Below are 22,604 nucleotides of genomic sequence, written 5' to 3' on the forward strand. Positions count from 1 at the left end.
CGGACATTATGCTCAGGACGCGAACAAAGGTGTCAGACGGGCTGTCGCCAGCAGGTGGTTCAGGCCTGCGGAATCGGGTCGTCGTAGGCTCCCGCCGGCCCTCGGTACGGCTTTCCGTTGACCCGCGGCCACGCGTTCGCGGTGCATCCGTGCAGGCCCAGCGACTGTTGCTGCATCACGGGCGCCGGACGGCCCGCGCCCGGGCACTTCTCGTGGTGATGGCCCAGCCGATGCCCGGTCTCATGATTGATCATGTACGCGCGGTATCGCCCCAGGCCCGCGCCGTAGCCCGGCACCCCGTGCACCCAGCGCGCCACGTTCAGCACGACCCGATTCCCGTTGCGGCAGGAGGTGTACCGATCCGGATCGCTGCGGGTCGCATCGCCACACAGAGCGTCACGGGTCTGCGGGGTGACCAGGTAGATCGTGAAATCGGCCGCCACGGTCTTCGGTACGCGCTGCAGCCGGACCTGGCCGGTCCCGACCCAGCTGCGCCCGTCCGAGAGTGTGGCCACCACCCGCCGCGCGAACTTGCGGGCGGTGATCCCGGTGATGCCCTTCTCCAGCGCCACCCGATACCGCAGCAGCGGACCGTGCGTACCGGCGATCCTGCTGCGGCCACTGGCCACCCGGTACGCCTGCGGCCCCTTCTGCGGATACGTGATCGTCGCCTTCCGGCCCACCGGCATGCTCGCCACGCTACGAGCCCCGGCCGCCGACGCCACCGGGCACGCTGCCACGGACATCACGACCATGGCGAGCGCCAGACATGAGACAGCTACCGGGCGCAGGAGGCGGGACGTCAGGACAGGTGCCATATCGGCGAGGCTACTGACACCTCCTGCGATCCGGCATATTCAGAGAGAAAGATGTGGCCGACGTTGATGCAGGAATCAGCGCCGCCCACCGAACTGCCACCGGTACACCTCGACCACCGCATACTGACTGTCCACGTCGTTGCCGGAGCCCAGCACCCCCCGAGCCTCGGCCGCGCTCGCCGCCTGTACGAGCGCGACCGTGCCCACCCGGGTGCGCCCGTCGTCGCACAGCAGCGGCCCGTAGGTGACCAGAGCGTCCTGGGTGACCATCTCGTCCGTTGCTTCGCTGTCGGGTACGGGACCTGACCCCAGCCCCAGGACCAGGTACCCGCCGTCGTCCTCACCGACCGTGCCGCCGGGGAACTCCCACATGGTGCGGCCCAGCACGTTGCGCCAGCGTCGCAGCAGCACGTCGCGGAACACGCCCGCCTGGTAGTAGGGCTCCTCCAGCGCGAACGCCCGCCCGCCGGCCAGATCGGGCAGGTCGGCGATGTGCACGCTGCCGACCAGGTTTTCGCCGTCTGCCGTGAAGACCGGCCCGCGCGCGATCATGCCCGTCGCGAAGCGGTCCATGTACGACCAGTGCTCCTGGAGCAGGTCATCGCGCAGGGCCAGCGAACCGGGCCGGTCACGGTGAAAGACGAAGAACTCCATCCCCGCAGTGAACACGGTCATCTCACGGGACGGGCCTCCTGCCACACGTGATGCTCGGCCAGTCCCTGCGCGCGCAGCCAGCCCCGCAGATCGGCGACGTCATCGTGCGTCAGCAAAGACGCATCGACGGTCGTGCGCAGCTGGAACGCGACCCCCGCTTCCCGCAACAGCCGCAGACTCCGCAACGCCGGAACGGCACTGTTGGCGGTGCCGGTGACCTGGTCGTACAGCTGCGGGGCGGCCTTGATGTCGAAACCCACCCAGTCGAGCAGACGTGCGTCCAAAATCTGACCCAGACGCCGCGGATAGGCGCCACCGGTGTGCAAACCCACCACGAACCCCATCTCCCGCACCTGACGCACGGCCTGCGCCAGACCCGCCTGGAGAAGTGGCTCGCCACCGGAGAACACGACCCCGTCGAGCAACCCCCGCCGACGGACGAGGTGAGCGGCAACCGTCTCCCATGCCACTGTCGTGGTGGCCCGGGGATCGAGCAGATCGGGGTTGTGGCAGTAGCCGCACCGCCACGGGCAACCCTGACAGAAGACCGTGGTGACGAGGCGTCCCGGCCAGTCGCACGTGGACAGCCGCGACCAGCCACCCACCCTGATCATGCGCTCGCGGGCTCGGTGAACGGGGTGCGCTCGGCGTGCTCACCCTGCTTGCCGATGTTGAACGAGGAGACGGGCCGGTGGTAGCCCATGACCCGCGTCCATACTTCGCAGTCCCCACCGCACGAGGGGCACAAGGTCTGCTCACCGGGCAGGTACCCGTGCCCGGGACAGATCGAGAACGTCGGTGTCACCGTCAGGTACGGCAGGCGGAACCGTTCCAGGGAGCGGCGCACCAGCGACCGGCAGGCCTGCGCGCTGGAGATCTGCTCGGACATGTACAGGTGCAGCACCGTGCCGCCGGTGTACTTGCCCTGGAGTTCGTCCTGGCGTTCCAGGGCCTCGAACGGGTCGTCGGTGAAACCGGCCGGCAGCTGCGAGGAGTTCGTGTAGTACGGGTGGGCGTCGGTGCCGGCCTGCAGGATGCCGGGGAACCGGCGCCGGTCCTCCTTCGCGAACCGGTACGTGGTGCCCTCGGCCGGGGTGGCCTCCAGGTTGTACAGGTGACCGGTCTGCTCCTGGAAGGCGACCATCCGCGTCCGTACGTGATCCAGCAGCCGCACCGCGAGCGCATGCCCGTACGCGGTGGTGATGTCGTGCTCGTCGTGGGTGAAGTTGCGGATCATCTCGTTGACGCCGTTCACCCCGATCGTGGAGAAATGATTGGCTAGCGACCCCAGATACCGCTTCGTGTAAGGGAACAGGCCGCCGTCGATGAGGTCCTGCACCGTGACCCGCTTGATCTCCAGGCTGTCGCGGGCCTGGTCCAGCAGTGCGTCGAGCGCGGCGAGCAGAGCGGCTTCGTCGCCGGCGTGCCGGTACCCCAGACGCGCGCAGTTGATCGTGACGACCCCCAGCGACCCGGTTTGCTCGGCGCTGCCGAACAATCCGTTGCCGCGCTGAAGCAGCTGGGTCAGGTCCAGTTGCAGCCGGCAGCACATCGAGCGGATCTGGCCCGGTTCCAGGTCGGAGTTGATGAAGTTCTGGAAGTACGGCAGCCCGTACTTCGCGGTCATCGCGAACAGCCGGTCGGCGTTCTCGCTGTCCCAGGGAAAGTCCGCGGTGATGTTGTAGGTGGGGATGGGGAAGGTGAAGACCCGGCCGGTGGCGTCCCCAGCGCTCATCACCTCGATGTAGGCCCGGTTGATCAGGTCCATCTCCGCCTGTAGGTCGCCGTAGGTGAAGGCCATGTCCTCACCCCCGATCACCGGGATCTGTTCGCGCAGGTCGCTCGGGCAGGTCCAGTCGAAGGTCAGGTTCGTGAACGGCGTCTGCGTGCCCCACCGCGAGGGCACGTTCAGGTTGTGCACCATCTCCTGCACGCACTGGTGGACCTGCTCGTACGTCATCGTGTCGCGGCGCACGAACGGCGCCATGTACGTGTCGAACGAACTGAACGCCTGCGCGCCGGCCCACTCGTTCTGCAAAGTGCCCAGGAAGTTCACGATCTGCCCGACCGCCGAGGAGAAGTGCCGCGGCGGCGCGGAATCGATCTGCCCGGGCACGCCACTGAAACCGTCTTCCAGCAGGGTGCGCAGCGACCACCCCGCGCAGTACCCGGCCAGCATGTCCAGGTCATGGATGTGCAGATCGCCCTCGCGGTGCGCGGTGCCCACCGCCGGCGGGTACACCTGGTCCAGCCAGTAGTTCGCCACGACCTTCCCGGCCGTGTTCAGGATCAGCCCGCCCAGCGAATACCCCTGATTGGCATTGGCGTTCACCCGCCAGTCGCTGCGCTCCAGGTACTCCGTCACCGTGGCCACGGCGTCAATCTGTGTATGGGTGCCAGTCATGATCGAAAACTACATCTGCCAGTCACGGCGAATTGCAGCTACCACATGTAGTAGAGATCTTCAGGCCCGGTGATGGAGGACGTTCGTCCCGCGCGGTACGGGGGTGGTCGCCGCGGCGTGGTGGGGGTGAATCAGGGGCGCAGGCAGGTCAGGACGGCCAGGACCCGGCGGTGGCCACTCCCGATCCGAGCCGGCCACTGGTAGGTCGCGGCTTTTCGGCGGGCGGGGATTCGCGTCGGGCTCGTTTCGCGTTACCTCGGCCCCCTCGGGGTCCCCCTGGCATCAGTTCCCCATCAACTAGCTAGAAGTTTCCTTCTGGATAGCGTTGATCAAGCGGTGTTTTAACGCGTAACACGTGACGCTATTTAAATAGGCGCAACGCGTACGCGAAACTGAATAAGCGCAGATCGTGGGTGTGAAGGGGGAAGTTGGTACGCGAAGGTCAGCGTTCACTCGCGTCACACGAGGGACGCGTGATGCCTCGGGCACGCAGGTACCTCGCCTCGAGGAGGAGCGCCGGCGCCGATACGGCCAGCTCGGCGGCGGAACGCTTCCCGGCCCTATCGGCGGTTCGGTTTCACGGCGAGGACGGACCGGGGGGCAGCCGCACCGCTTTCCCTCCGCCACGAAGGAGACGCGCGCTCACCCTTTACCTGTTTACGTCGTGAACAAAAGATCCAGACCGCAGACATGAACCTGTGACGTTCCTGCATCAGATGCTGCCCTGCCCCACCTCGCCGGAGGTCGCTGCCGGGTCACGAGGTGATGATGCACCCCGGTCGCGCTGACGGACCCGCATCAGCCGGAGGCGCCGCGTTTGCTCAAGGCCTGAACGGCGTACGTAGATTTGCAGCATCTGGTCCGGCAGCTCGCTGGTGGTCAGCCGGGGGATTCCGCGGATCTCGAATAGCGCCCGCCGTGGTTGCCCCCGTCCCCCGGCGCCGTCTCAACGTCGCGTCCATCGCCTCAGACACCGGCCGGCCTCCCAGCCGATCAGTACCTGACTCCCGGCTCCGCCGCACCGCCAGCACCGTGGCTGGCATGGCAACAGGCGTCACCCGCAGAACGATAACTTCCCGCTGGCGCACCGGCAGTTGCCGCAGTGCGTTCAGCAGCACGGTGTCCAGGGCCTGGCCTTCGGTGACCGGGGCCGAGGGGTCCAGCGCGTGCGGCCAGGTCGTCTCCCGACGGTGACATCTCTACCACGACACGTGAGCATTCAGGCAGGTCCGCACCACCCAGGCCTCAGGGGCAGGATGCCGACGCACCTTCGCCCACGCACGCGCGAAGGCCTCAGCCACGAGTTCCTCGGCCGGCGCCGCATTGCCCACCGTGGCGCGAACAGCCCGCTGGCAGGCCGGCCGGGTGCTCTCATAGAACGCGGCGAGCTCGGCTTCGTCATTTCTCACAAGCACCGAACGCGCGGAAGGCCTGCGGCATGTACATCCCCGAGCAGGCATTCGCGCCCCGCCGGGGCGAACCAAGATCCACTCTGGACGAGCCCGCCACAAGCGCTTAAAGTACCTTTTCGCACTTATGGGGCTTATGGGGTTTGTGGCCGAGGGGTGGAGGAAGCGTGCGGAAGATCGTGTCAGGCGCATGGATGCGTCGCATTGCCGTGGGCGGCGCTGCTGTGGCGCTCGCGCTGGGAACAGTCGGCATCGGTTCGCCGGCACAGGCGTCGGTGGCTCAGGGCTACGTCGCCGGTGCCGGGGTGCTGACCGATGACTGGGGCGACGAAGGAACGATCTCGGCGACGACGCGTAACCACAGCAATGCCGTCTTCCTGTGGCAGGCGGTTCTTTTCGCAGACGGCTATCTGACGTCGACCAGCCAGCTGGACTGCTGGTTCGGCGACACCACCAAGGCGGCCACGAAGCGCTGGCAGGACGATCACAACCTGGCCGACGTGGACGGCATCGTCGGCCCGGCCACGTTCGGCAAAGCCGACGACAAGCTGTTCTGGTCCGGCACCGAGATCCGCTACAACGGCTCGGTCACGGACATCTACAACCTCTCGCGTGACAGCTCGGGCTACTACGAGCTCGGAAGTTCCACCCGCAAGGCCTCGTACACGAACGCGTCGGCCTGCAGCTGATCTCCTACCTGTCCGGCCCGGCCTCAACGTTGTTGAGGCCGGGCCGTTTTCCGTGGTTCCGAGATCGACGACGAGCTTGCCGTGCACAAGCCGGGCGGCGGCGAGCTGCTGAAGGGCGGCCCCCGGTTCGGTGACACATCAACGCGCTTGCTCACCACGGCGCTGCCCCGACTCGAGGCGCGTCAGCGGCAGGGTCGGCGCGGCAGGGTCAGGGGCAGGGTCAGGGGCAGGCCGGGGAGAGCACGGAGAAAGGGGGGCGGTGCAGGGACTGGGCCGTTCAGCGGCTCCGGTCGACGCGGTCGACGAAGTCGCCGACCGCGGTGGCGAAAGCGGCGGGCGCCTCCTGTGCGACGAAATGCCCGACGTCCTTGATCGTGACCGCGGTGACGTCGCCGGCGACCTGACGCATCGTCTGTTCGGTGAAGGGGGCGTTGATGCCGTCGACGGCGAGCACGGGAACGGTCAGCGGCCGGGACTCGGCCAGGGCCCGCATGCGATCGCCGCCGGTCAGGGACGAACGGTAGAGCCCTTCGGTGCCACGCCAGCCGCCCGGCCGCGCGTAGGTGCGGGCGAACTCGTCGAGGTCGGCCTCGGTCACCCCACCCGGCACCATCGTCATCGCCGAGACGGCCCAGTCGAGCATCACGCGCTCGCGGCCGGCCAGGAACAGCTCCGCAATTCCCGGGGTGGCCAGGAATCCCACGTGCCAGGAGCCGCCGTTCCTCACGTCGCCCAGCATCTCCCAGCCGTATCCCGGAAGGGTGGTCTCGACGCCGGTGACGCTGAGGATGTCGCCGGGGTGCGTGGCCGCGAACGCGAAGACCGGCCCGCCGCTGATGTCCTGGCAGGTCACGTGCACGGGCCCGACGCCGAGGTGGGCGACCAGCTGGTGCAGGTCCTCCGCCATGGTGGCCAGGTCGTGGTCGCCCTCGGCGACGCCGGAGTCACCGAAGCCGCGCAGGTCGACGGCGAAGACCCGGTGAGTGGCGGCCAGCAGCGGGATGACGTCGTGGAAGGCCCACCAGGACTCCGGCCACCCGTGCACCAGGAGGATCGGGGAGCCGGTGTCGCCCGCCGAGACGTAATGCAGCGTGGTGTCGTTGACCTCGGCGGTGTGGTGCGTGACGCCCGCCACGGCAGGTGAGGCGGTCGCGAAAAAGCCGGACATGCAAGAACTCCCAAGATTGACAACCAGGTTGACTCCAGTGTTGGTCAACCTGGTTGTCTATGTCAAGGGGAGTTCTAGACTGTGGCTATGTCCTCACGATCCGGCGCCGATCTCGCCCTGCTGCTCCTGGGCAGCTATCGCAATCTGGTGGATGAAGTGGTCCGGGAGCTGGCGACCCGGGGATACCCCGATGCCCGGCCGTCGCACGAGTACGCGATCCGGGCTATCCGGGCCGGCGCCGACAGTGCCTCGGACCTGGCCCGCAGACTTGCCATCACCAAGCAGGCCGCGGCGAAGACGATCGCCGCCCTCGTCGAGCGCGGGTACGTCACCACCGAGACCGACCCTGCCGACATCCGCCGTAAGAACATCCGGATCACCGATCACGGCATCGGGCTGATCACCGAGGGCACGGCGATCTTCGACGAGGTACGGGCCCGCTGGGAAGGGCGTCTGGGCGCCGCGGAACTCGTCGAACTGGAAACGCAGCTCGCCCAGTTCGTCGGCGACTCACCCATCAACCTCGACGCTCCGGGCTGGGCCGCGGGACAGGAACTGCGCTGACGGCCGGCCGAGGGGCGTGCTCACCGGGGTGCGGGCCTACCTACTCAAGCTCGAGCTGGCCACCCGGGCCATCCGTTTCGCCCACGCCGAGGACGGCCTGCGGTCCCTGTCCTGAGCCGTCGGACCTCACGCTCAGGTGCCGTCCTGGAGGTAGACCACCAGGGTGTGCTCGGGCTGATCGGCCACAGCGAACGCCGCGTGCGTCAGCTCAAGGATCCCTCGCTCGGGGTGACGCACCTGCTTGATCCCGGCGCGGTCGGCCCGCACGTCGTGCCGGTTCCACCACGCCCTGGCCTCGGGACTGACGTGCAGCAGGTCCTCGACCAGTCCGGTGTAGCGAGGCTCGTCCGGATGGCGCGCGGCGGCCGCCCGTAACCGGGCCAGGACGTCCTGGGCCACCGACTCCCACTGCGGGAACGTCGTCCTGGCGTCAGGGGCCTCGAACAGCCACCTGGCCAGATGAGGCCGCTCACCGTCACTGTTCGCCAGTAGGCCCGGGACCAGTTCCTCGGCCGCCCGGTTCCAGGCCAGCACCGTGAAGTCGCCGGAGGTCACGTAGGCGGGATGAGGGTGCATGGCCTGCACGACGGAGACGACCGCCGGGGCCACGGCCGGCAGCACCGCCGGTGACGGTGTTTCCGCCGCCAGGTTGAGCACGTGGCTGTGTTCGGCCGGGGTGAGCTGCAAGGTCGTGGCCAGCGCCTCGAGCACCTGACGCGAGGCCTGCACGTTGCGGCCCTGCTCCAGGTAGGTCAGCCAGGTGGTGCTGATGCCGGCGAGCATGGCCACCTCCTCGCGGCGTAGTCCCGGTGTGCGGCGCCGGCCGGTGGCCGGCAGACCGACATCGGCACAGGTCAGGCGCTCGCGGCGACTGCGCAGGAAGGATCCCAGTTCACGCCGTCGGGCGGCCCGGGGATGTGTGCGCCGGTCGTCGGCCACGGTGACACTCCTAGTACCAGGATAAGGCGATTCTGGATACCAGGCTAAGGGTGGGCGACGGTGGACTCATGCGCGCATGGGAACTCAATGATTCAGATACCGGCGGCCTCCACCTGATCGAGGCCCCCGACCCCCAGTTACGTCCCGGTGCCGCCGTGGTTGACGTGCTCGCCGTGCATGTCCCGGCCTACACGGCTGTCCTGACGACGGGATTGCGGGGGCATGTGCCGACTCCACTGATCCTGGGCACCGGTGGGGTGGGCCGGGTGCGTGCCGTGGCGCCGGACGTGTTCGGTCTGCATCTGGACGATGTGGTGCTCAACGCGGGCCTGCTGCGCTCCAGCGACATCACCGACCAGGAAGAATTCATCCTGTCCTGGACGGGCATCGGTGGGCGCGGCGAGCGCACGGCGGACATCGCCAGGATGCAGGAGGTGTGGCGCGACGGGACGTTCGCCGAGCGGGCCGTGCTGCCGGCGCAGGTCCTGGTCCGGCTTCCGGGGGCGCAGGATGACCCGCGTCCGGAACGGCTGGCTGTGCTGCCGTGGTTGTCCATCGCGGCCGAGGCTCTGGTGCGGGGCGAGCAGCAACCGGGGGACGTCGTCGCGGTGCTGGGTGCCACCGGTCAGCTGGGTGGGGCGGCGGTGCTGATGGCCTTGGCCCGGGGTGCGTCGCGGGTCGTGGCGGTGGGACGTGACCGCGTGGCGCTGGAGCGGCTCGCGGGGCTGGATCCGCGGGTGACGGTCGTGGCCCTCGGCGGTGACCGGGTCCAGGACGCCGCTGCCGTCCGGGCGGCGGGGGAACCGGATCTGGTCCTGGACACGCTCGGGGCGACGGACAGCGCCGAGCCGACCCTGACCGGTTTCGACAGTCTGCGTCCGGGCGGAACGCTCGTGCTCGTCGGTGGGGTCCGTCATGATCTGGCCCTGCCCTACGGACACCTGATGCGGCGGCGGCTGAGCGTGCGCGGATCCTGGATGGCCCGCCCCGAGACCGTGTCGGGGGTATGGCGTCTGGTGCGCTCGGGGACCGTCGACCTGGATCAGGTCACCGTGCGGACCGTCGGTCTTCACGACCCCGCGGCGGCGCTGAAACTGGCGGCCGATACCGGCGGACTGGACTTCGTCGTCCTGTTGCCCTCCGCTCTGTGACCGAGCACGGTGACGTTCGCGTCGTGAACAAAAGGGATCAGCTGTAGAGATCGACGATGTGCTCGGCGGCCCTGGCCGATGTCAGGACGGGCCAAGCCTGCCCTTCGAGTGATCGATCCGTCGATACCCGAGTCGGCCGGTCGGGGTCTTCACCTGAGAGTGTTCACGCCGCCAGGACGGTGTCCGATTTGGTGGGCGATGCAGGAAAAAGTCAGGGAGCGATGGCCTGCTGGATGAAGTCGTGCAGCGCGGCGCGGCGGCGTGTGTGCTCGGTGGCCGGTTCGTCGGCGGAGGCGGCGTAGGAACCGCCGGCCGGGGACCAGGCGCTGGCGGCGCCCAGGACCAGCAGGAGCAGGTCGGCCGGCTCCCCGGCCCTGAGCCGGCCCTCGTTCTGGGCGCGGGCGATGGCGGCCAGTTTCGGTTCGACATCGGGGGCGATCTCCAGGCGGCCGGACTCGCGGCGTTCCAGGCGGGCCCAGGTCAGCAGTCGCACCACGTGGGGGCTGTTGAGGTTCTCGTCGTACACGGCCACGGCCCAGCCGGGCAGGTCGTCGGCGTCGAAGTGCACGGCGGTGGCGGTGCGTTCCAGGACGTCGGTCAGGACCGCGTCGAACAGGCCGTCCTTGTTGCCGAAGTAGCCGTAGACCTGGGCCTTGTTGGTGCGGGCGGCCGCGGTGATGCGGTCGACGCGGGCCCCGGCGATGCCGCGTTCGGCGAACTCCTGCAGGGCGGCGTCCAGGATGCGCCGGCTCGTGGCGGCGCCCTTCGGTGAGGTCGGTAGCTCGGGCACGTCCACCAGGTTAGCAAACAGACGATTCAGTTTGTTTCTTGTCCGGGACGTGGTACTCCTTTGGCAGACCGAATGGTTTGTTTAGGAGGAAGATCATGCGCACCACCACGGGCTGGGAGTACGTCCCCAGCGACAACCCGACCAACGGCAACAGCAGTACGGCTCTGCGGCGGGGCACGTTCCAGCGCCGGGACCTGCGCGAGGACGACCTGGCGGTGCGGATCGACTACTGCGGGGTCTGTCACAGCGATCTGCACATGGTCAACGGGATGCTCAAGCAGCTCGGTACGGCTCTGGTGCCGGGGCACGAGTTCACCGGCACGGTCACCGAGGTCGGCCCGGCCGTCACCGGTTTCGCGGTCGGTGACCAGGTGGCGGTCGGCACGCTCGTGGATTCCTGCGGGCAGTGCACGATGTGCCGGGCGGGCCAGGAGAACTATTGCGCGCAGGGGCCGGTGGTCACGTACGGCGGCACCGACCGGGTGGACGGGTCGCTGACGCAGGGCGGGTACAGCCGTGAGTACGTGCTGCGGGAGAAGTTCGCCTACCGGCTGCCGGCCGGCCTGGACGCGGCCGGCGCCGCGCCGCTGATGTGCGCGGGGGTGACCATGTGGGAACCGTTGCGGGCCGCCGGGATCGGGCCGGGCAGCCAGGTCGCGGTCGCCGGGCTGGGTGGTCTGGGGCACCTGGGCGTGAAGCTCTCGGCGGCGCTGGGCGCGCAGGTCACGGTGCTCAGCCGTACCCCCGCCAAGGCCGATGACGCGGCCCGGCTGGGGGCCACCGGCCTGCTGGTCACGACCGACGAGGAACAGCTGAAGGGGGCCAGGGGCCGGTTCGACCTGGTGCTGGACTCGATCCCGGGCCCGCACGAGCTGTCCCCGCTGCTGCACCTGCTGGGGCTGGACGGGACGCTGGCGGTGGTCGGTTACCCGCGCCCGGCGCAGGTCAACTTGTTCGACCTGGTCGCCGGGCGGCGCAAGCTGACGTCCTCGGGCACCGGTGGCCGGACCGGGACCGCGGACATGCTGGCGTTCTGCGCCGAGCACGCCATCACCGCCGAGGTCCAGGTGCTGCCCTCGGCCCGGGTGAACGAGGCCCTGCAGCGCCTGGCCAAGGGCGACGTGCGCTACCGGTTCGTGCTCGACCTGGCCGACCTGGACGATCTGGACGCACCCGCTCACTGAGCGGACGGATCGGGTGCCCTGACCGCTCCGGTGGGGGACGAACGTCCTTCATCGGAGCGGTCAGGGCACGATGGCGCTCGACAGGAAACCGGGCGCGCGAGGGGGATACCGGCCCCTACTGTCGCGGTCATGACGGATGTGGAGCTGCGGCAGATCTTTGAGGACGACGTGCGCGTGTACGCGGAGATTTTCGCCTCCGCGGAGGGGACGAGTGAGTATCAGTGGTTCGGTTTCCGGGACATCCGTAAGTTCGTGCGGGACTGGGAGGAGACCGGGATGCTGACGGACGATCGCGGGTCCCTGCTGGTGGTGGCGGATCAGGAGCGGGCCGGATTCGTGGACTGGCACCGGGTGCGCACCGCGAAGGACTCGTGGTGCTGGAACGTGGGCATCGCGCTGCTGCCGGGTTGTCGGGGGCGGGGCATCGGCACGGGCGCCCAAGAGCTGCTGGTGCGGTACCTGTTCGATCACACGGCGGTGCAGCGCATCGAGGCCGGCACCGATGTGGAGAACATCGCCGAGCAGCGGGCGCTGGAGAAGGCCGGGTTCCAGCGGGAAGGCGTGATGCGCGGGCACTATTTCCGGATGGGTGCCTGGCACGACACGGTGCTGTACAGCGTGCTGCGTGACGACCTGACTGCCTGAACCTCACTGAACTGGGCTGGGGTCGGGCGCGCTCACCGCATGCGGAAGACTGCCGGGGGTGAGCACGGACAGCGTAGGAACAGATGGGGCAGTGGACGCGTCGGCGGGGGTCTGCGGGCTGGACGGCTGCCAGGAACTGCTGCCGGCGCGCCCGCGCGATGAACTGGGTCGTCCCAAAGGTGGACGACGCGCCCGGTACTGCTCGAAAGCTCACGCGGACGCGGCCTCCCGTCAACGGCGCGCCCACGACCTGGCCGCGGTCGCGGACCCGCTGGCGCTGGCCAAAGAGGCCACGCAGGGGGTACTGCCGGTCGCGCGACAGCTCAGTGAGCAGCTCACCGCTTTGATCGCCCGGTTCGAGCAGGCCGAGAGCGGGGCGTTCGCACGCGTCGCGGCCGCCGAGACCGAAGCCGAGCAGGCCCACGCCGAGGCCGCCCGGGCCGCCGAGGGGGAGCAGCAGGCCGAGCAGGCGCGGCGGGAGGCGCTCGCGGCCGCCCGGGCCGACCGGGAGGAGAAAGACCGCGCCACCCGCAGCGCACAGCAGGCCCGGCAGGAGGCCGAGCAGATCCGCGACGAGGCCTGGAAACAGGTCGCCGAGCACGAACGGGCCCGCGGCCAGGCCGAGGCCGAGCTGCAGGCGGTGCGTACGTCATTGGAGCTGCAACGCCGCGAGCACGCCGAGCTTCTGCCGACCGTCCAGGACCAGCGCGCCCGCATCACCCAGCTCGACCTTCAGGTCGCGACCACGGGCGTGGAACTGCGCCAGGCGGCAGATCGTGTCGCGGATCTGGACGCCCGCCTGGCGCAGGAACAGCAACAGCACCGGGACACGAGCGCCCGGCACGAGGAACAGACCCGCGAGGCCTCGACCCGGCACGAGGCCGGCCTCCGGCGGGTGCGAGAGCGCGCCGACGCCGAGATCGCGCAGCTCAGGAAGCAACTGGCCGAGGGGAAACCGGCCCTGAAACCGGCCGCGCGCCAGGTGGGGCGGCGCTCACGGGTGGCGGGCCGGCGCCCGCCGAACGCCTCTTCGGCCGGGGATCTGTGAGCATCGTTGGCATCAGTGTGGCCGGGGCAGCATCATGTCCCGGATGACCGGTAACCATCCAATGATCAGACTCTGTTTCAAATATCCGCCACGGGCGGGGCACGATCAGGACACCGAGGAGGTCTGGGCGGCGCCGATCAGTGGACGAACGGCGCGGGTGGCGAGCGCACCGTTCCATCAGGTGGGCGTCGCCCCCGGCGATGTGGTGCGGTTCGAGACCGACGAGTGGGGCGCGCACTGGGCCCTGGAGACGGTGGAACCCTCGGGCCACTGTGTGGTGCGGGTCTTCCCGGAGGCCTCCGGGCCACTGGGTTCCAGCGCGGACATGGTGAACGCGCAGTTCGCCGAGTTCGGCCTCCAGGGTGGGGTGCTGAGCCCGGACCTGCCGCTGGTCGCGTTCGACGTGCCGGTGGACGCGGACTTCCGCAGCATCAAGGTGCTCCTGGAGGAGGGCTCCGTGGCCGGCTGGTGGCAGTACGAGGTGGCATGCGCGAGCGACGCGTGGTGGGCCGCATAGAAAACCACTGCTCGTCATTGTTCGTCCCGCAGTAACGTCACCGGGTGAACCGAACCGCCGATACCGCGAACCTGGCCGGGCTCGTCCAGATCGCCCTGGGAACGGCCGTGCCGGTCACCGGGATCCAGCGGTTACGCGGTGGCAGCAAGAAGGGCGTGTACCGGGTTCGTCTCGGTGGGCCGCCGACGAGTGTGACGGTGTACAGCTGGGCGCAGGAGGAGAACTTCTGGCCCCGTGCGACGGACGCCCCCGACCCGGGCGATCCGTTCGCAGCCGCGACCGGCCTGCACCGCCTCCTGGCCGCCACCCGCGCACTGGAGAGCGCCGGCGTCCGCGCGCCCCGCGTCCTGTGGTCCGACGACTCCCACCAGCACTACCCGGCCGATGTCGCCGTGATCGAGGACGTGCCCGGGGGATCCCTCGAGGCACTCCTGCAATACCACCCCGCGCGCGCCGATGAAGCACTGCACGACCTGGCCCGATCCCTGACCCGCCTGCACGCTCGCACCGCCGACCGGTATGGGCCCCTGGGGCACCTGAACAACTACGGAACCTCGGGCGAGCAGATGGTGCTCGAGCGCGCCCTCGGTGACCTGGACGAAGGCGCGTCCCGCGACGAGCGCCTGGGCGCCGCCCGGTCCCGGATCCGCGAGCGCCTGCACGACCTGCACGCCCGGGTCCAGCCACGCCAGAGATACACGCTCATCCACGGTGAACTGGGCCCCGACCACGTCCTGGTCGACGCGGCCGGCCAGACAGTCCTGATCGACGTGGAAGGGCTGATGTTCTTCGACGTCGAGTGGGAGCACGTGTTCCTGGAGCTGCGCTTCCACGACCGCTACGCCGCGCTCGCAGCGGACGGCCTGGATGCGGACCGGTTGCGCCTGTACCGCCTGGCCATGCGGCTGTCGCTGGTCGCAGGCCCACTACGGCTGCTGGACGGGGACTTTCCCGACCGGGAGTTCATGCACCAGATCGCCGAGCACAACCTGCAGGTGGCGCTCGCCCTGATCGAAGAACCGGTATGAGGTCCTTCGAGGACCTGGTGGCCCAGGCCCAGGATACGGACGTGACCGGCTGGGACTTCTCCTGGCTGGACGGGCGCGCCACCGAGGAACGCCCACCCTGGGGATACGCCCGCCACCTGCAGTCGCTGTACGCGGATGCCGCCAGCGCCCTGGACCTGGACACCGGGGGCGGGGAGATCGTCGCCGCGATGCCGGTGCTGCCGGCCCGGATGGCCGTCACCGAGGCGTGGGGCCCGAACGTGCTGCGCTCGCAGGCGGCGCTGGGCCCGCGGGGCGTGGCGGTCGTGCGGGCCTCCACCGACCGGCTGCCGTTCGCGGACGCGTCGTTCGACCTGGTCACGAGCCGGCATCCGGTGAAACCGGCGTGGTCACAGATCGCCCGGGTCCTCCGCGAAGACGGCCGGTACGTGGCCCAGCACGTGGGCCCGGCATCGGCGTTCGAACTGATCGAGGTCTTCCTCGGTCCTCTCCCCCGGGCGCGCACGGCCCGCGATCCCCAGAACGAGATGAAGGACGCGGTGGCAGCCGGCCTGCAGATCACGGGTTTGCGTACGGCCCGGTGCCGGATGGAGTTCCACGACATCGGGGCCGTGGTGTGGATCCTGCGTAAATGCGTGTGGTGGGTGCCGGACTTCAGCCTCGAGCGGTACCTCCCGCAGCTGCGGGACCTGGACGCGTCGATGCGCGCCGGACAGCCGTTCGTGGCGCATTCCTCGCGCACCCTGATCCACGCGCGCCACCCCGCAGGCTGAGGTCCGGTGCGGTCGTGGGGGTGGGCCGGCTTCACTTCCGGCGGCGCAGACGACGTGAGCGCACCTGGCGGTTACGCGCGCACTCGTTCGGGCCACACGAGGCCCAGACTCTGAGTGCCCAGACGCATGATGTGAGGCCTCTGCCCGGCGAGCCCACTGGACCAGAGTGCGCCGACCCGCGCCGGCCGTCGTGACTCGTCGGACTGTCCTGGCCCGTGCTGGCCCGTGCTGGCCCGTGCTGGCCTGTGGCGACCGGCAAGGGAGGGCACGCGCCGGCGGCGTACGGCCCGCGTGACTGGACCTTCCTGTTACCGGAACCCCCATGCTGGATCCGTGTCCGAGACCTTGTTCCTGGTCGGTGAGTTCTCCCGCCTGACCCACCTCAGCGCCAAGACCTTGCGTCACTACCACGACGTCGAGCTCCTGGTGCCGGCCGTCATCGACCCGGTCACCGGCTACCGGCACTACACGCGCGATCAGATACCCGACGCCCAGCTGATCCGGCGCCTGCGTGACGTGCGCATGCCCGTGGCCCGCATCCGCGAGGTACTGGCCACCACCGACCCCAGCACCCGCACCATCGTCATCGGTGAGCACCTCGACCATCTCCAACGCGAAATGGACGCCACCGCCGCAGCGCTCGCCTCCCTGCACCTGATGCTCGAGCACGACCAGAGGGCGCTCGCGGTCACGTACCGGCCGGGTGCGCAGGAGAACGTCCTGGCGGTGACCGACGAGGTCAGTCATGACGACCTTGCTCCGTGGGCGGGGGAGATCTTCCCGAAACTGTTCACTGTGGCCCGCAAACTGCAGGTGGCGCCGGCCGGGGCCGGTGGGGCGCTGTACACGGGTGACTGGTTCACCGGTCACGACGCCGCGGTCACGGCTCTTCTCCCGGTGACGACAGCAGAAGCAGCCGACGAGGGGGTCTGCCTGGACGTGCAGGTGAGGGTGCTGCAGTCCCAGCCGTACGCGATCGCCGTACATCGCGGCCCGTACGCCGACATCGACCGCACCTACGGGGCTCTCGGCGAGCACGTCCACGCCCAGGGAATCGCCGCGCCGGGCCCAATCCGTGAGAACTACCTGGTCAGCTCGGCCGAGACCAATGACCCGGGCGCACTGCGCACCGAGGTCTGCTGGCCGGTCACGCACATCCCGGCCTGACCCACACATACCCGCACCACGTCTATCGAGGGGAAACCACCATGTCCGTCACCGCTACCCAGGTCGTGCTCGACTGCGCCAACGCCGAGAAGCTCGCCGGATTCTGGGCCGGGCTGCTGGATCGCGCAGTCACCCCGGGCGCCAACCAGTTCTTCGCGAACCTACCCGGCGCCGAAGGGGAGCTGTCGTTGATGTTCCTGGCCGTGCCCGAGGTCAAGAAGGTCAAGAACCGCATGCACATCGACCTCACCCTCGACGAGGGCTCCGACTGGGAGACCGAACTCGAGCGCATCCTGGCCCTGGGCGCCACACAGGTCTCTGAACACCAGGAGTACGGCATCCAGTGGGTATGCCTGCAAGACCCCGAAGGCAACGAGTTCGACCTGGCCGTGGGCCACGAGGAACCCGAAACCACCCCCTGACCCGAGCGCTCAGGGGGTCTCAGCGCTCGGACAGGGCCAGTTCCAGACCGAACCCGATGAGCACGGTCCCGGTGACACCGTCCAGAGACGTTGCGCGGTGCGCCTGCTCACGCGAAGACGCTTGAGCAGGGCCGCCACCCGCTCCACCCCGAAGATCAGGAGCGTGAACCAGAGCAGGCCCTCGACATCGTGTACGAACGCCAGCAGCACACCCATCGGCAGGTGCGGCACACCGGCAGGGATGAACTGTGGCAGCATCGCCATGTAGAACACGCCGATCTTCGGGTTGAGCAGGTTCGTGGTCAGGCCGCGCCGGTAAGAGTCCGAGAACCGCTGCCGCGCAACGGTGCGCACGCCAGACACGGATTTCCCTTCGGCCTGGCCTGCGGGGAATGAGCTCTGCACCAGCGAGCGCAACATCCCCACACCCATCCACAACAGGTACAGGGCCCCGGCGATCCGCAGCCCGGTATAGGCCGTGTGCGAAGCAGTGAGCAGAGCTGTAGCCCCACCAGCAGCCGCAGCACCCCAGATCAGGGCCCCGGTGTTGATACCCAGGGCAGTCACAAAAGCATGAGCACGTCCCTGAGCGGCGGCGCTACGCAGCACCAGGGCAGTATCCAGACCCGGCATGATCGTCAGCAGCCCGGCAACCACGGCGAAAGGGGCAACAGCAGAAATCGTTCCGGCACCCCCACACTCACCGATGCGCTGGTCCCGCTGATGAGAAACGGCAGCAAGCCCGTAGCCGCGTTCGGCCAGGACGGCGAGATCGACACGAAGAAGCTCAGCGCGTACAGGAGAGGTCGCGCACCTGATCCGTTGCGTTTTTTGTTCAGAAGGAAAGCAGGTTTGGCTAAAAGCCTGTTATCAAAATTGAGTCAGGGGCCCGTATACACGCCGGTAGGTTTGCCATGGTAGCCCTTCCAACCCACCCGCAGCGCCAGATCGCTACGCCATTCCCCTGTTGCAAGGACTCTTTCGGCCACCGTGACGAAGTCGTACCGCGGCTGCCAGCCCAGATCGGCCCGGGCCCGCTGGCTGTCGTAAACCCGGTCGAAGGTGGGCGGCATCGGCCAGCCCTTCTCCTCGAAGCGCGCCATCAGGTCGGGGTACCGACGGCGCACGACCGAGGACGCATCCCGCGCCAGATCGGTCAGGTCACCGGGGGCGAAAGGGGTTGGGGCGCTGATGATGTAACGACCGAAGCCGATCTGCGGCGCCTGGGTGGCGGCGAGCCGGTGGGCGCTCACCACGTCTTCCAGGTCGACCCGGCGGTACAGGAACTCAGTCACCTTCAGTGCGGTGTCGTGGGCATCGGTCTGCACGTCGTCGCGCTCGGGGAAGAACCGCGACGTCTTCAGCACTACCACCGGTAGTCCGTCGAGCGCAGCCAGCTCGCACAGGTCTTCGGCCGCGACCTTCGTGGCCCCGTAGATGTTCTTCACCTGCGGACGCACGCTCTCGTCGACCCAGATGGCCGGCCCACCCGGCACCGGGGTCATCGCCCGGCCGAAGGTACTCGTACTGCTCGTGAAGACAACGCTTTTCACCCCGGCCCGGGCCGCTGCCGTCAGCACCGTGAGGGTGCCGGTCACATTCACGTCGACGAAGTCCTGCCGGCTGTGCGACCCGACGTGCGGCTTGTGCAACGTGGCGGTGTGCAGCACGTGATCCACCCCGGCCAGGTGCTCGTCCATCAGGGCGCCGTCGGTGACGGAACCCGTCACGGTGGTGAAAGCACCAGCCAGCACATCGATGCCGACCACGTCCTGGCCGGCGTCCACCAGCGTGCGCACCAGAGCTTCACCCAGATGCCCGGACGAGCCGGTGACCAGATATCTACCCATCCCACTCCCCCGCCGAAAGGGATCGTGTGCACTTCATGCGACCCGAGCGCCCCGTAGAGGCGACCTCCGCGCCGGACCCTAGCCGCTCGTCCTCTGCTGTGGTTGTCGATTTAATGGCTGGAAAGTAAGCTCATAGCCTGTTATCAACAGATCAGTCAAAGAGATCGCTGTCCAGTACCGATGATGTGGCCCTGGCCTTCCCGTGGGCTGTCGGGCCCACGCACATCAGGCGCTGGTCGGACTCGTCCGACCAGCGCGATGAACCTCTTTCCCGAACGCCAGATCAACCGGCCGCTCCCCCAGCGGCCAGCCTGTCCCACCGGCGCCGGCCACCACTTCCCTGCTGTGCAGATACGCCGGGGAAGGCTTGCAGGATCAGGAGGGGTTGGGTGCCCCTCCTGATCCTGACGACGCGGGTTGACCATGGCGACGGAGCTCGCGCTGAAGCCTGTTATCAGGAATTCGGTCTGGTATGTCCGCCGGGCCGGGCATGAGAGGGTCTGCTGGTGATGAAGATGATCGACGCCGGCCTCACCGACCGGACCGGCCGGCCCGTGACCCTGCGCGGCGTGGACGACGACAACTGGCGTGCCGTGGCGGATGTCGTGCCCGGTGACGACCAGCGGGACTGGGTGGCGACCTCGGCCGCCCGGTACCTGCTGCTGAGTGAGCGCGAAGGATTGTGGACGTCCCTGGGCATCTTTGCGGGCGACGAGGTCACCGGGCACCTGATGTACGCCTACGACGAGGACGACGACCGGTACTGGGTCGGCGGCATGCTCGTGGACGAGCCCTCGCAGGGCGCGGGCATCGGGCGTGCGTCCCTGGTGACCCTGCTCAGCTACCTGCTGGAACTGCCCGACTGCGAAGGCGTCCGGCTCGCGGTGCACGAGGACAACGCGCAGGCCCGCAAGCTCTACGCGTCCGTCGGCTTCACCGAGCTGGCGAAGGACGACGACGGCGACTGGACGGCCGAGCTGACCGAGCTGGCCGATTCCGCGGCGTCCACCGGTTCCCCGGAGGACTGAACCCCGGCCGGAACACCACGACCGCGGCCGCCGGTCTCGGCGAGGTACCCCGCCCTCACCGACCCGGGCCGTCAGAACCGGTTCGGATCAGACCGGCTGCCCGTGGATCACTCACGGTGATGGCGAACTTTTCCCGTCCACTGCGCATCGAACTGGGAGGACGAAGGTGCTCTGAGGACGCGGTAACGGACGCCCACGGGAGGCGAACCATGGTCACGACAACGCAGACGGTGGCGCAGAAAGGCCGGCCCACCCTGGGCCGGCGCGGGTTCCTCGCTCTGGCGGGCGCCGGCGGAGCGGGCCTTCTCACCGCCCGCCGGGCCCTCGCCGCGGGCGGCGACCTGGACTGGGCCGGGCTGCGCCGGGCGCTGGACGGCCCGCTCCTGCGGCCCGGCGACACCGGCTACGCGCAGGCGTCGCTCCCGTTCAACGCCGCGCTCGGCCGCCGCACCCCGGCCGCGATCGCGCAGGTCACCGGCCGCACCGACATCAAGCGCTGCGTGCAGCGGGCCGCCGGGCATGGCATCCCGGTCGCCGCGCGCTCGGGCGGGCACAGCTACGCCGGCTACTCCACGCCGGACGGCGGACTGGTCGTCGACGTCAGCGGAATGAAGAGGATCACGGTGAAGGACGACGGCACCGTGCAAGTCGGTGCCGGGGCACGCCTGTCGCAGGTGTATGCCGCGCTCGCGGCGCGGGGCCGGGCCCTGCCCGGCGGCAGCTGCCCGACCGTCGGCATCGCCGGGCTGACCCTCGGCGGCGGCATCGGTGTCCTGTCGCGGCCCTACGGGCTGACCTGCGACCACCTGAAGGCCGCGCACGTGGTGACCGGCGAGGGCGAGCTCCTACTGGCCGACGCCACACATCACAGCGACCTGTTCTGGTCGCTGCGCGGCGGTGGCGGTGGGGGCGGCGGCATCGTCACCGACCTGACGTTCACCACCGTGGCCGCGCCGACCGTCACCGTGTTCTCCCTGACCTTCCCGCCCACGGCCTCCGCGGCCGTGCTCAGCGCCTGGAGCCAGTGGATCGACGCCGCCCCGAAGGCCCTGACCTCGGTGTGCCACATCAACGGCTCCGCCGCCGGGGCCCGCCCGGCCAACCGGGTCGTGGGCACCTTCGTGGGCACCCCGTCCAAACTTCCGGCCCACCTGAACACCCTGATTGCCGAGGTGGGCGCGACCCCGACCGCCCGCACGTCGAAGAGCTACACCTGTCTGGGCGCGATGCAGCACTTCGCCGGCGGCCGTACCGGCCGGGAGAAGTTCCGCGCCGCCTCCCGGCTGCTGGCGGGGACCCTGACCCGCTCGCGGGCCCAGCAGATCGTCGACCTGATGAGCGGCCCGGCCGGGGTGGTGCTGCTCATCGACTCCCTCGGCGGGGAGGTGGCCGGCCTCTCCCCCACCGACACGGTGTTCGTGCACCGTAAGGCCGTGGCCTCGGTGCAGATCTACACCTCCGACGCCAACGGCGGTCCGGACGTCCTGGCCGTGCAGGACGCCCTGACCCCGGTGACCGGCGGCGGCTCGTACGTGAACTACCTCAACGCGGCGCAGAAGAACTGGGGCAGCGCCTACTACGGCAAGAATCTGCCCCGGCTGCGCAAGGTGGTGAAGAAGTACGACCCCCACGGAGTGCTGGACTTCGCCCAGAACGTACGCAACGCGTGAGTCTCGTTCAGGAGCGGGAGACTTGCGGGGCCGCCGGCGCCGTCGGCCCGCAGCGCCCGATGCCGGGCCGCGGCCGTACGGCTCAGCCGGTCGTCACCGGCCTGGTGACCGAAGGACTCGTCGACCGCTCGACGTGGTCCAGGTCACCCTCCGCCGAACCGTCTCACCCGGTGACGACGTCCACCAGGACCTTGCCGACCGTCCCGCCCTGCACCGCGTCGTGGGCCGCGGCCATGTCCTCCAGGCCGAACCGCACCAGCGGCAGTCCGTGCTCCTGGCCCACCGGCAGCGCGCCGTCGGCCAGAGCGGCGCTGATGTCCTGCGCCGCGGCACTCATCACCTCGTCGCCCACCGTGTAGAGCAGCATGAACTGCAGCCGGACGTTCGGGCCCATCCCGGCCCCGATGTTCAGGGTCAGGTCGTTACCACCGTCGTTGGCGTAGACGGCCACCGTGCCGCGCGGCCTGATCACCGCCAGGTCGATGTCCCAGTTCCTCGACGGCGACACCTCGACCACCACGTCCACCCCCTCGGGGGCGATCTCGCGCACCCGGGCGACCACGTCGTCCGTCCGGTAGTTGATGACGTGCCCGGCCCCGGCGGCCCGGGCCAGCACGGCCTTCTCGGGCCCGCTGACGGTCGTGATCACGGTCGCACCGGCCCACACCCCCAGCTGGATGGCCGCGTGCCCGACCGCGCCCGCTCCC

24 protein-coding genes are annotated in these 22,604 nt (G+C 69.2%); 13 read left to right on the forward strand and 11 right to left on the reverse strand.

The window, feature by feature from the left end:
- Positions 1-59 precede the first annotated feature (59 nt).
- The 5 genes from LR393_RS32470 to LR393_RS37305 form a co-directional block, all read right to left on the reverse strand.
- On the reverse strand, positions 60-818 hold the full coding sequence (locus LR393_RS32470) for a DUF3152 domain-containing protein (RefSeq protein WP_231489037.1): 759 nt from the start codon (positions 816-818) through the stop codon (positions 60-62).
- 75 nt (positions 819-893) lie between these two features.
- Positions 894-1,472 (reverse strand): YciI family protein, encoded by a 579-nt coding sequence (locus LR393_RS32475; protein WP_345718643.1) that lies wholly within the window; start codon positions 1,470-1,472, stop codon positions 894-896.
- A gap of 17 nt (positions 1,473-1,489) precedes the next feature.
- Positions 1,490-2,086: an anaerobic ribonucleoside-triphosphate reductase activating protein gene (locus LR393_RS32480; RefSeq protein ID WP_231489039.1), complete on the reverse strand. Its 597-nt coding sequence runs from the start codon at positions 2,084-2,086 to the stop codon at positions 1,490-1,492.
- A complete protein-coding gene (locus LR393_RS32485) occupies positions 2,083-3,876 on the reverse strand; it encodes a ribonucleoside triphosphate reductase (protein WP_231489040.1) in 1,794 nt (597 codons plus the stop codon). Before LR393_RS32485 ends, LR393_RS32480 begins: the two co-directional genes overlap by 4 nt.
- A gap of 1,199 nt (positions 3,877-5,075) precedes the next feature.
- Positions 5,076-5,477 carry a sigma factor gene (locus tag LR393_RS37305; protein WP_345718610.1) on the reverse strand — a complete coding sequence of 134 codons (402 nt, stop codon included), beginning with the start codon at positions 5,475-5,477 and terminating at the stop codon, positions 5,076-5,078.
- A 2-nt stretch (positions 5,478-5,479) separates the two neighbouring features.
- Between LR393_RS37305 and LR393_RS32490 the strand changes: the two genes are divergently transcribed.
- The gene (locus tag LR393_RS32490) at positions 5,480-5,974 is read left to right on the forward strand and encodes a peptidoglycan-binding domain-containing protein (RefSeq protein ID WP_231489041.1); all 495 of its coding nucleotides are present in this window, start codon (positions 5,480-5,482) and stop codon (positions 5,972-5,974) included.
- Between the two features lie 277 nt (positions 5,975-6,251).
- On the opposite strand, the gene LR393_RS32495 is transcribed toward LR393_RS32490, so the two are convergent.
- A complete protein-coding gene (locus LR393_RS32495) occupies positions 6,252-7,142 on the reverse strand; it encodes an alpha/beta fold hydrolase (RefSeq protein WP_231489042.1) in 891 nt (296 codons plus the stop codon).
- Between the two features lie 87 nt (positions 7,143-7,229).
- On the opposite strand from LR393_RS32495, the gene LR393_RS32500 reads away from it, so the two are divergent.
- Positions 7,230-7,706: a MarR family winged helix-turn-helix transcriptional regulator gene (locus LR393_RS32500; protein ID WP_231489043.1), complete on the forward strand. Its 477-nt coding sequence runs from the start codon at positions 7,230-7,232 to the stop codon at positions 7,704-7,706.
- Between the two features lie 132 nt (positions 7,707-7,838).
- Here LR393_RS32500 and LR393_RS32505 read toward each other — a convergent pair whose 3' ends face one another.
- Positions 7,839-8,645, reverse strand: a complete 807-nt coding sequence (locus tag LR393_RS32505; protein ID WP_231489044.1) for a helix-turn-helix transcriptional regulator — start codon at positions 8,643-8,645, stop codon at positions 7,839-7,841.
- 68 nt (positions 8,646-8,713) lie between these two features.
- Here LR393_RS32505 and LR393_RS32510 point away from each other — a divergent pair, with 68 nt between their 5' ends.
- Entirely contained in the window at positions 8,714-9,796 is a 1,083-nt protein-coding gene (locus tag LR393_RS32510) for a zinc-binding dehydrogenase (protein ID WP_231489045.1), read from the forward strand.
- A gap of 211 nt (positions 9,797-10,007) precedes the next feature.
- On the opposite strand, the gene LR393_RS32515 is transcribed toward LR393_RS32510, so the two are convergent.
- Positions 10,008-10,586 (reverse strand): TetR family transcriptional regulator, encoded by a 579-nt coding sequence (locus LR393_RS32515; RefSeq protein ID WP_231489046.1) that lies wholly within the window; start codon positions 10,584-10,586, stop codon positions 10,008-10,010.
- 95 nt (positions 10,587-10,681) lie between these two features.
- On the opposite strand from LR393_RS32515, the gene LR393_RS32520 reads away from it, so the two are divergent.
- The 8 genes from LR393_RS32520 to LR393_RS32555 all read left to right on the forward strand — a co-directional run bounded on the left by LR393_RS32520 (position 10,682) and on the right by LR393_RS32555 (position 17,349).
- Complete coding sequence (locus LR393_RS32520; RefSeq protein ID WP_231489047.1) at positions 10,682-11,770, forward strand: NAD(P)-dependent alcohol dehydrogenase; 1,089 nt, start codon at positions 10,682-10,684, stop codon at positions 11,768-11,770.
- Positions 11,771-11,899: 129 nt separating this feature from the next.
- Positions 11,900-12,415, forward strand: coding sequence for a GNAT family N-acetyltransferase (locus LR393_RS32525; RefSeq protein ID WP_231489048.1), 516 nt, complete (start codon positions 11,900-11,902; stop codon positions 12,413-12,415).
- 58 nt (positions 12,416-12,473) lie between these two features.
- Entirely contained in the window at positions 12,474-13,463 is a 990-nt protein-coding gene (locus LR393_RS32530; protein WP_231489049.1) for a coiled-coil domain-containing protein, read from the forward strand.
- A gap of 61 nt (positions 13,464-13,524) precedes the next feature.
- Entirely contained in the window at positions 13,525-13,980 is a 456-nt protein-coding gene (locus LR393_RS32535; protein ID WP_231489059.1) for a DUF4265 domain-containing protein, read from the forward strand.
- A 44-nt stretch (positions 13,981-14,024) separates the two neighbouring features.
- A complete protein-coding gene (locus LR393_RS32540) occupies positions 14,025-15,008 on the forward strand; it encodes a phosphotransferase family protein (RefSeq protein WP_231489050.1) in 984 nt (327 codons plus the stop codon).
- On the forward strand, positions 15,005-15,760 hold the full coding sequence (locus tag LR393_RS32545; RefSeq protein ID WP_231489051.1) for a class I SAM-dependent methyltransferase: 756 nt from the start codon (positions 15,005-15,007) through the stop codon (positions 15,758-15,760). The genes LR393_RS32540 and LR393_RS32545 overlap by 4 nt, the downstream gene beginning before the upstream one ends.
- 333 nt (positions 15,761-16,093) lie before the next feature.
- Positions 16,094-16,927 carry a MerR family transcriptional regulator gene (locus LR393_RS32550; RefSeq protein WP_231489052.1) on the forward strand — a complete coding sequence of 278 codons (834 nt, stop codon included), beginning with the start codon at positions 16,094-16,096 and terminating at the stop codon, positions 16,925-16,927.
- A gap of 41 nt (positions 16,928-16,968) precedes the next feature.
- Complete coding sequence (locus LR393_RS32555; RefSeq protein WP_231489053.1) at positions 16,969-17,349, forward strand: VOC family protein; 381 nt, start codon at positions 16,969-16,971, stop codon at positions 17,347-17,349.
- 9 nt (positions 17,350-17,358) lie between these two features.
- Here the strand turns inward: LR393_RS32555 and LR393_RS32560 are convergent, their stop codons facing one another.
- A complete protein-coding gene (locus LR393_RS32560; protein WP_231489054.1) occupies positions 17,359-18,006 on the reverse strand; it encodes a LysE family translocator in 648 nt (215 codons plus the stop codon).
- 224 nt (positions 18,007-18,230) lie between these two features.
- On the reverse strand, positions 18,231-19,199 hold the full coding sequence (locus LR393_RS32565) for an NAD-dependent epimerase/dehydratase family protein (protein WP_231489055.1): 969 nt from the start codon (positions 19,197-19,199) through the stop codon (positions 18,231-18,233).
- 515 nt (positions 19,200-19,714) lie between these two features.
- Here LR393_RS32565 and LR393_RS32570 point away from each other — a divergent pair.
- Both LR393_RS32570 and LR393_RS32575 read left to right on the forward strand, forming a co-directional pair.
- Complete coding sequence (locus LR393_RS32570; RefSeq protein ID WP_345718644.1) at positions 19,715-20,227, forward strand: GNAT family N-acetyltransferase; 513 nt, start codon at positions 19,715-19,717, stop codon at positions 20,225-20,227.
- Positions 20,228-20,436: 209 nt separating this feature from the next.
- The gene (locus tag LR393_RS32575) at positions 20,437-21,897 is read left to right on the forward strand and encodes an FAD-binding oxidoreductase (RefSeq protein ID WP_231489056.1); all 1,461 of its coding nucleotides are present in this window, start codon (positions 20,437-20,439) and stop codon (positions 21,895-21,897) included.
- Between the two features lie 163 nt (positions 21,898-22,060).
- On the opposite strand, the gene LR393_RS32580 is transcribed toward LR393_RS32575, so the two are convergent.
- Positions 22,061-22,604 (reverse strand): zinc-binding dehydrogenase (locus LR393_RS32580; RefSeq protein WP_231489057.1); only part of this gene is annotated, 544 nt, incomplete at its 5' end.

The organism is Kineosporia mesophila (genome assembly GCF_021129235.1).
Taxonomy (GTDB): domain Bacteria; phylum Actinomycetota; class Actinomycetes; order Actinomycetales; family Kineosporiaceae; genus Kineosporia; species Kineosporia mesophila.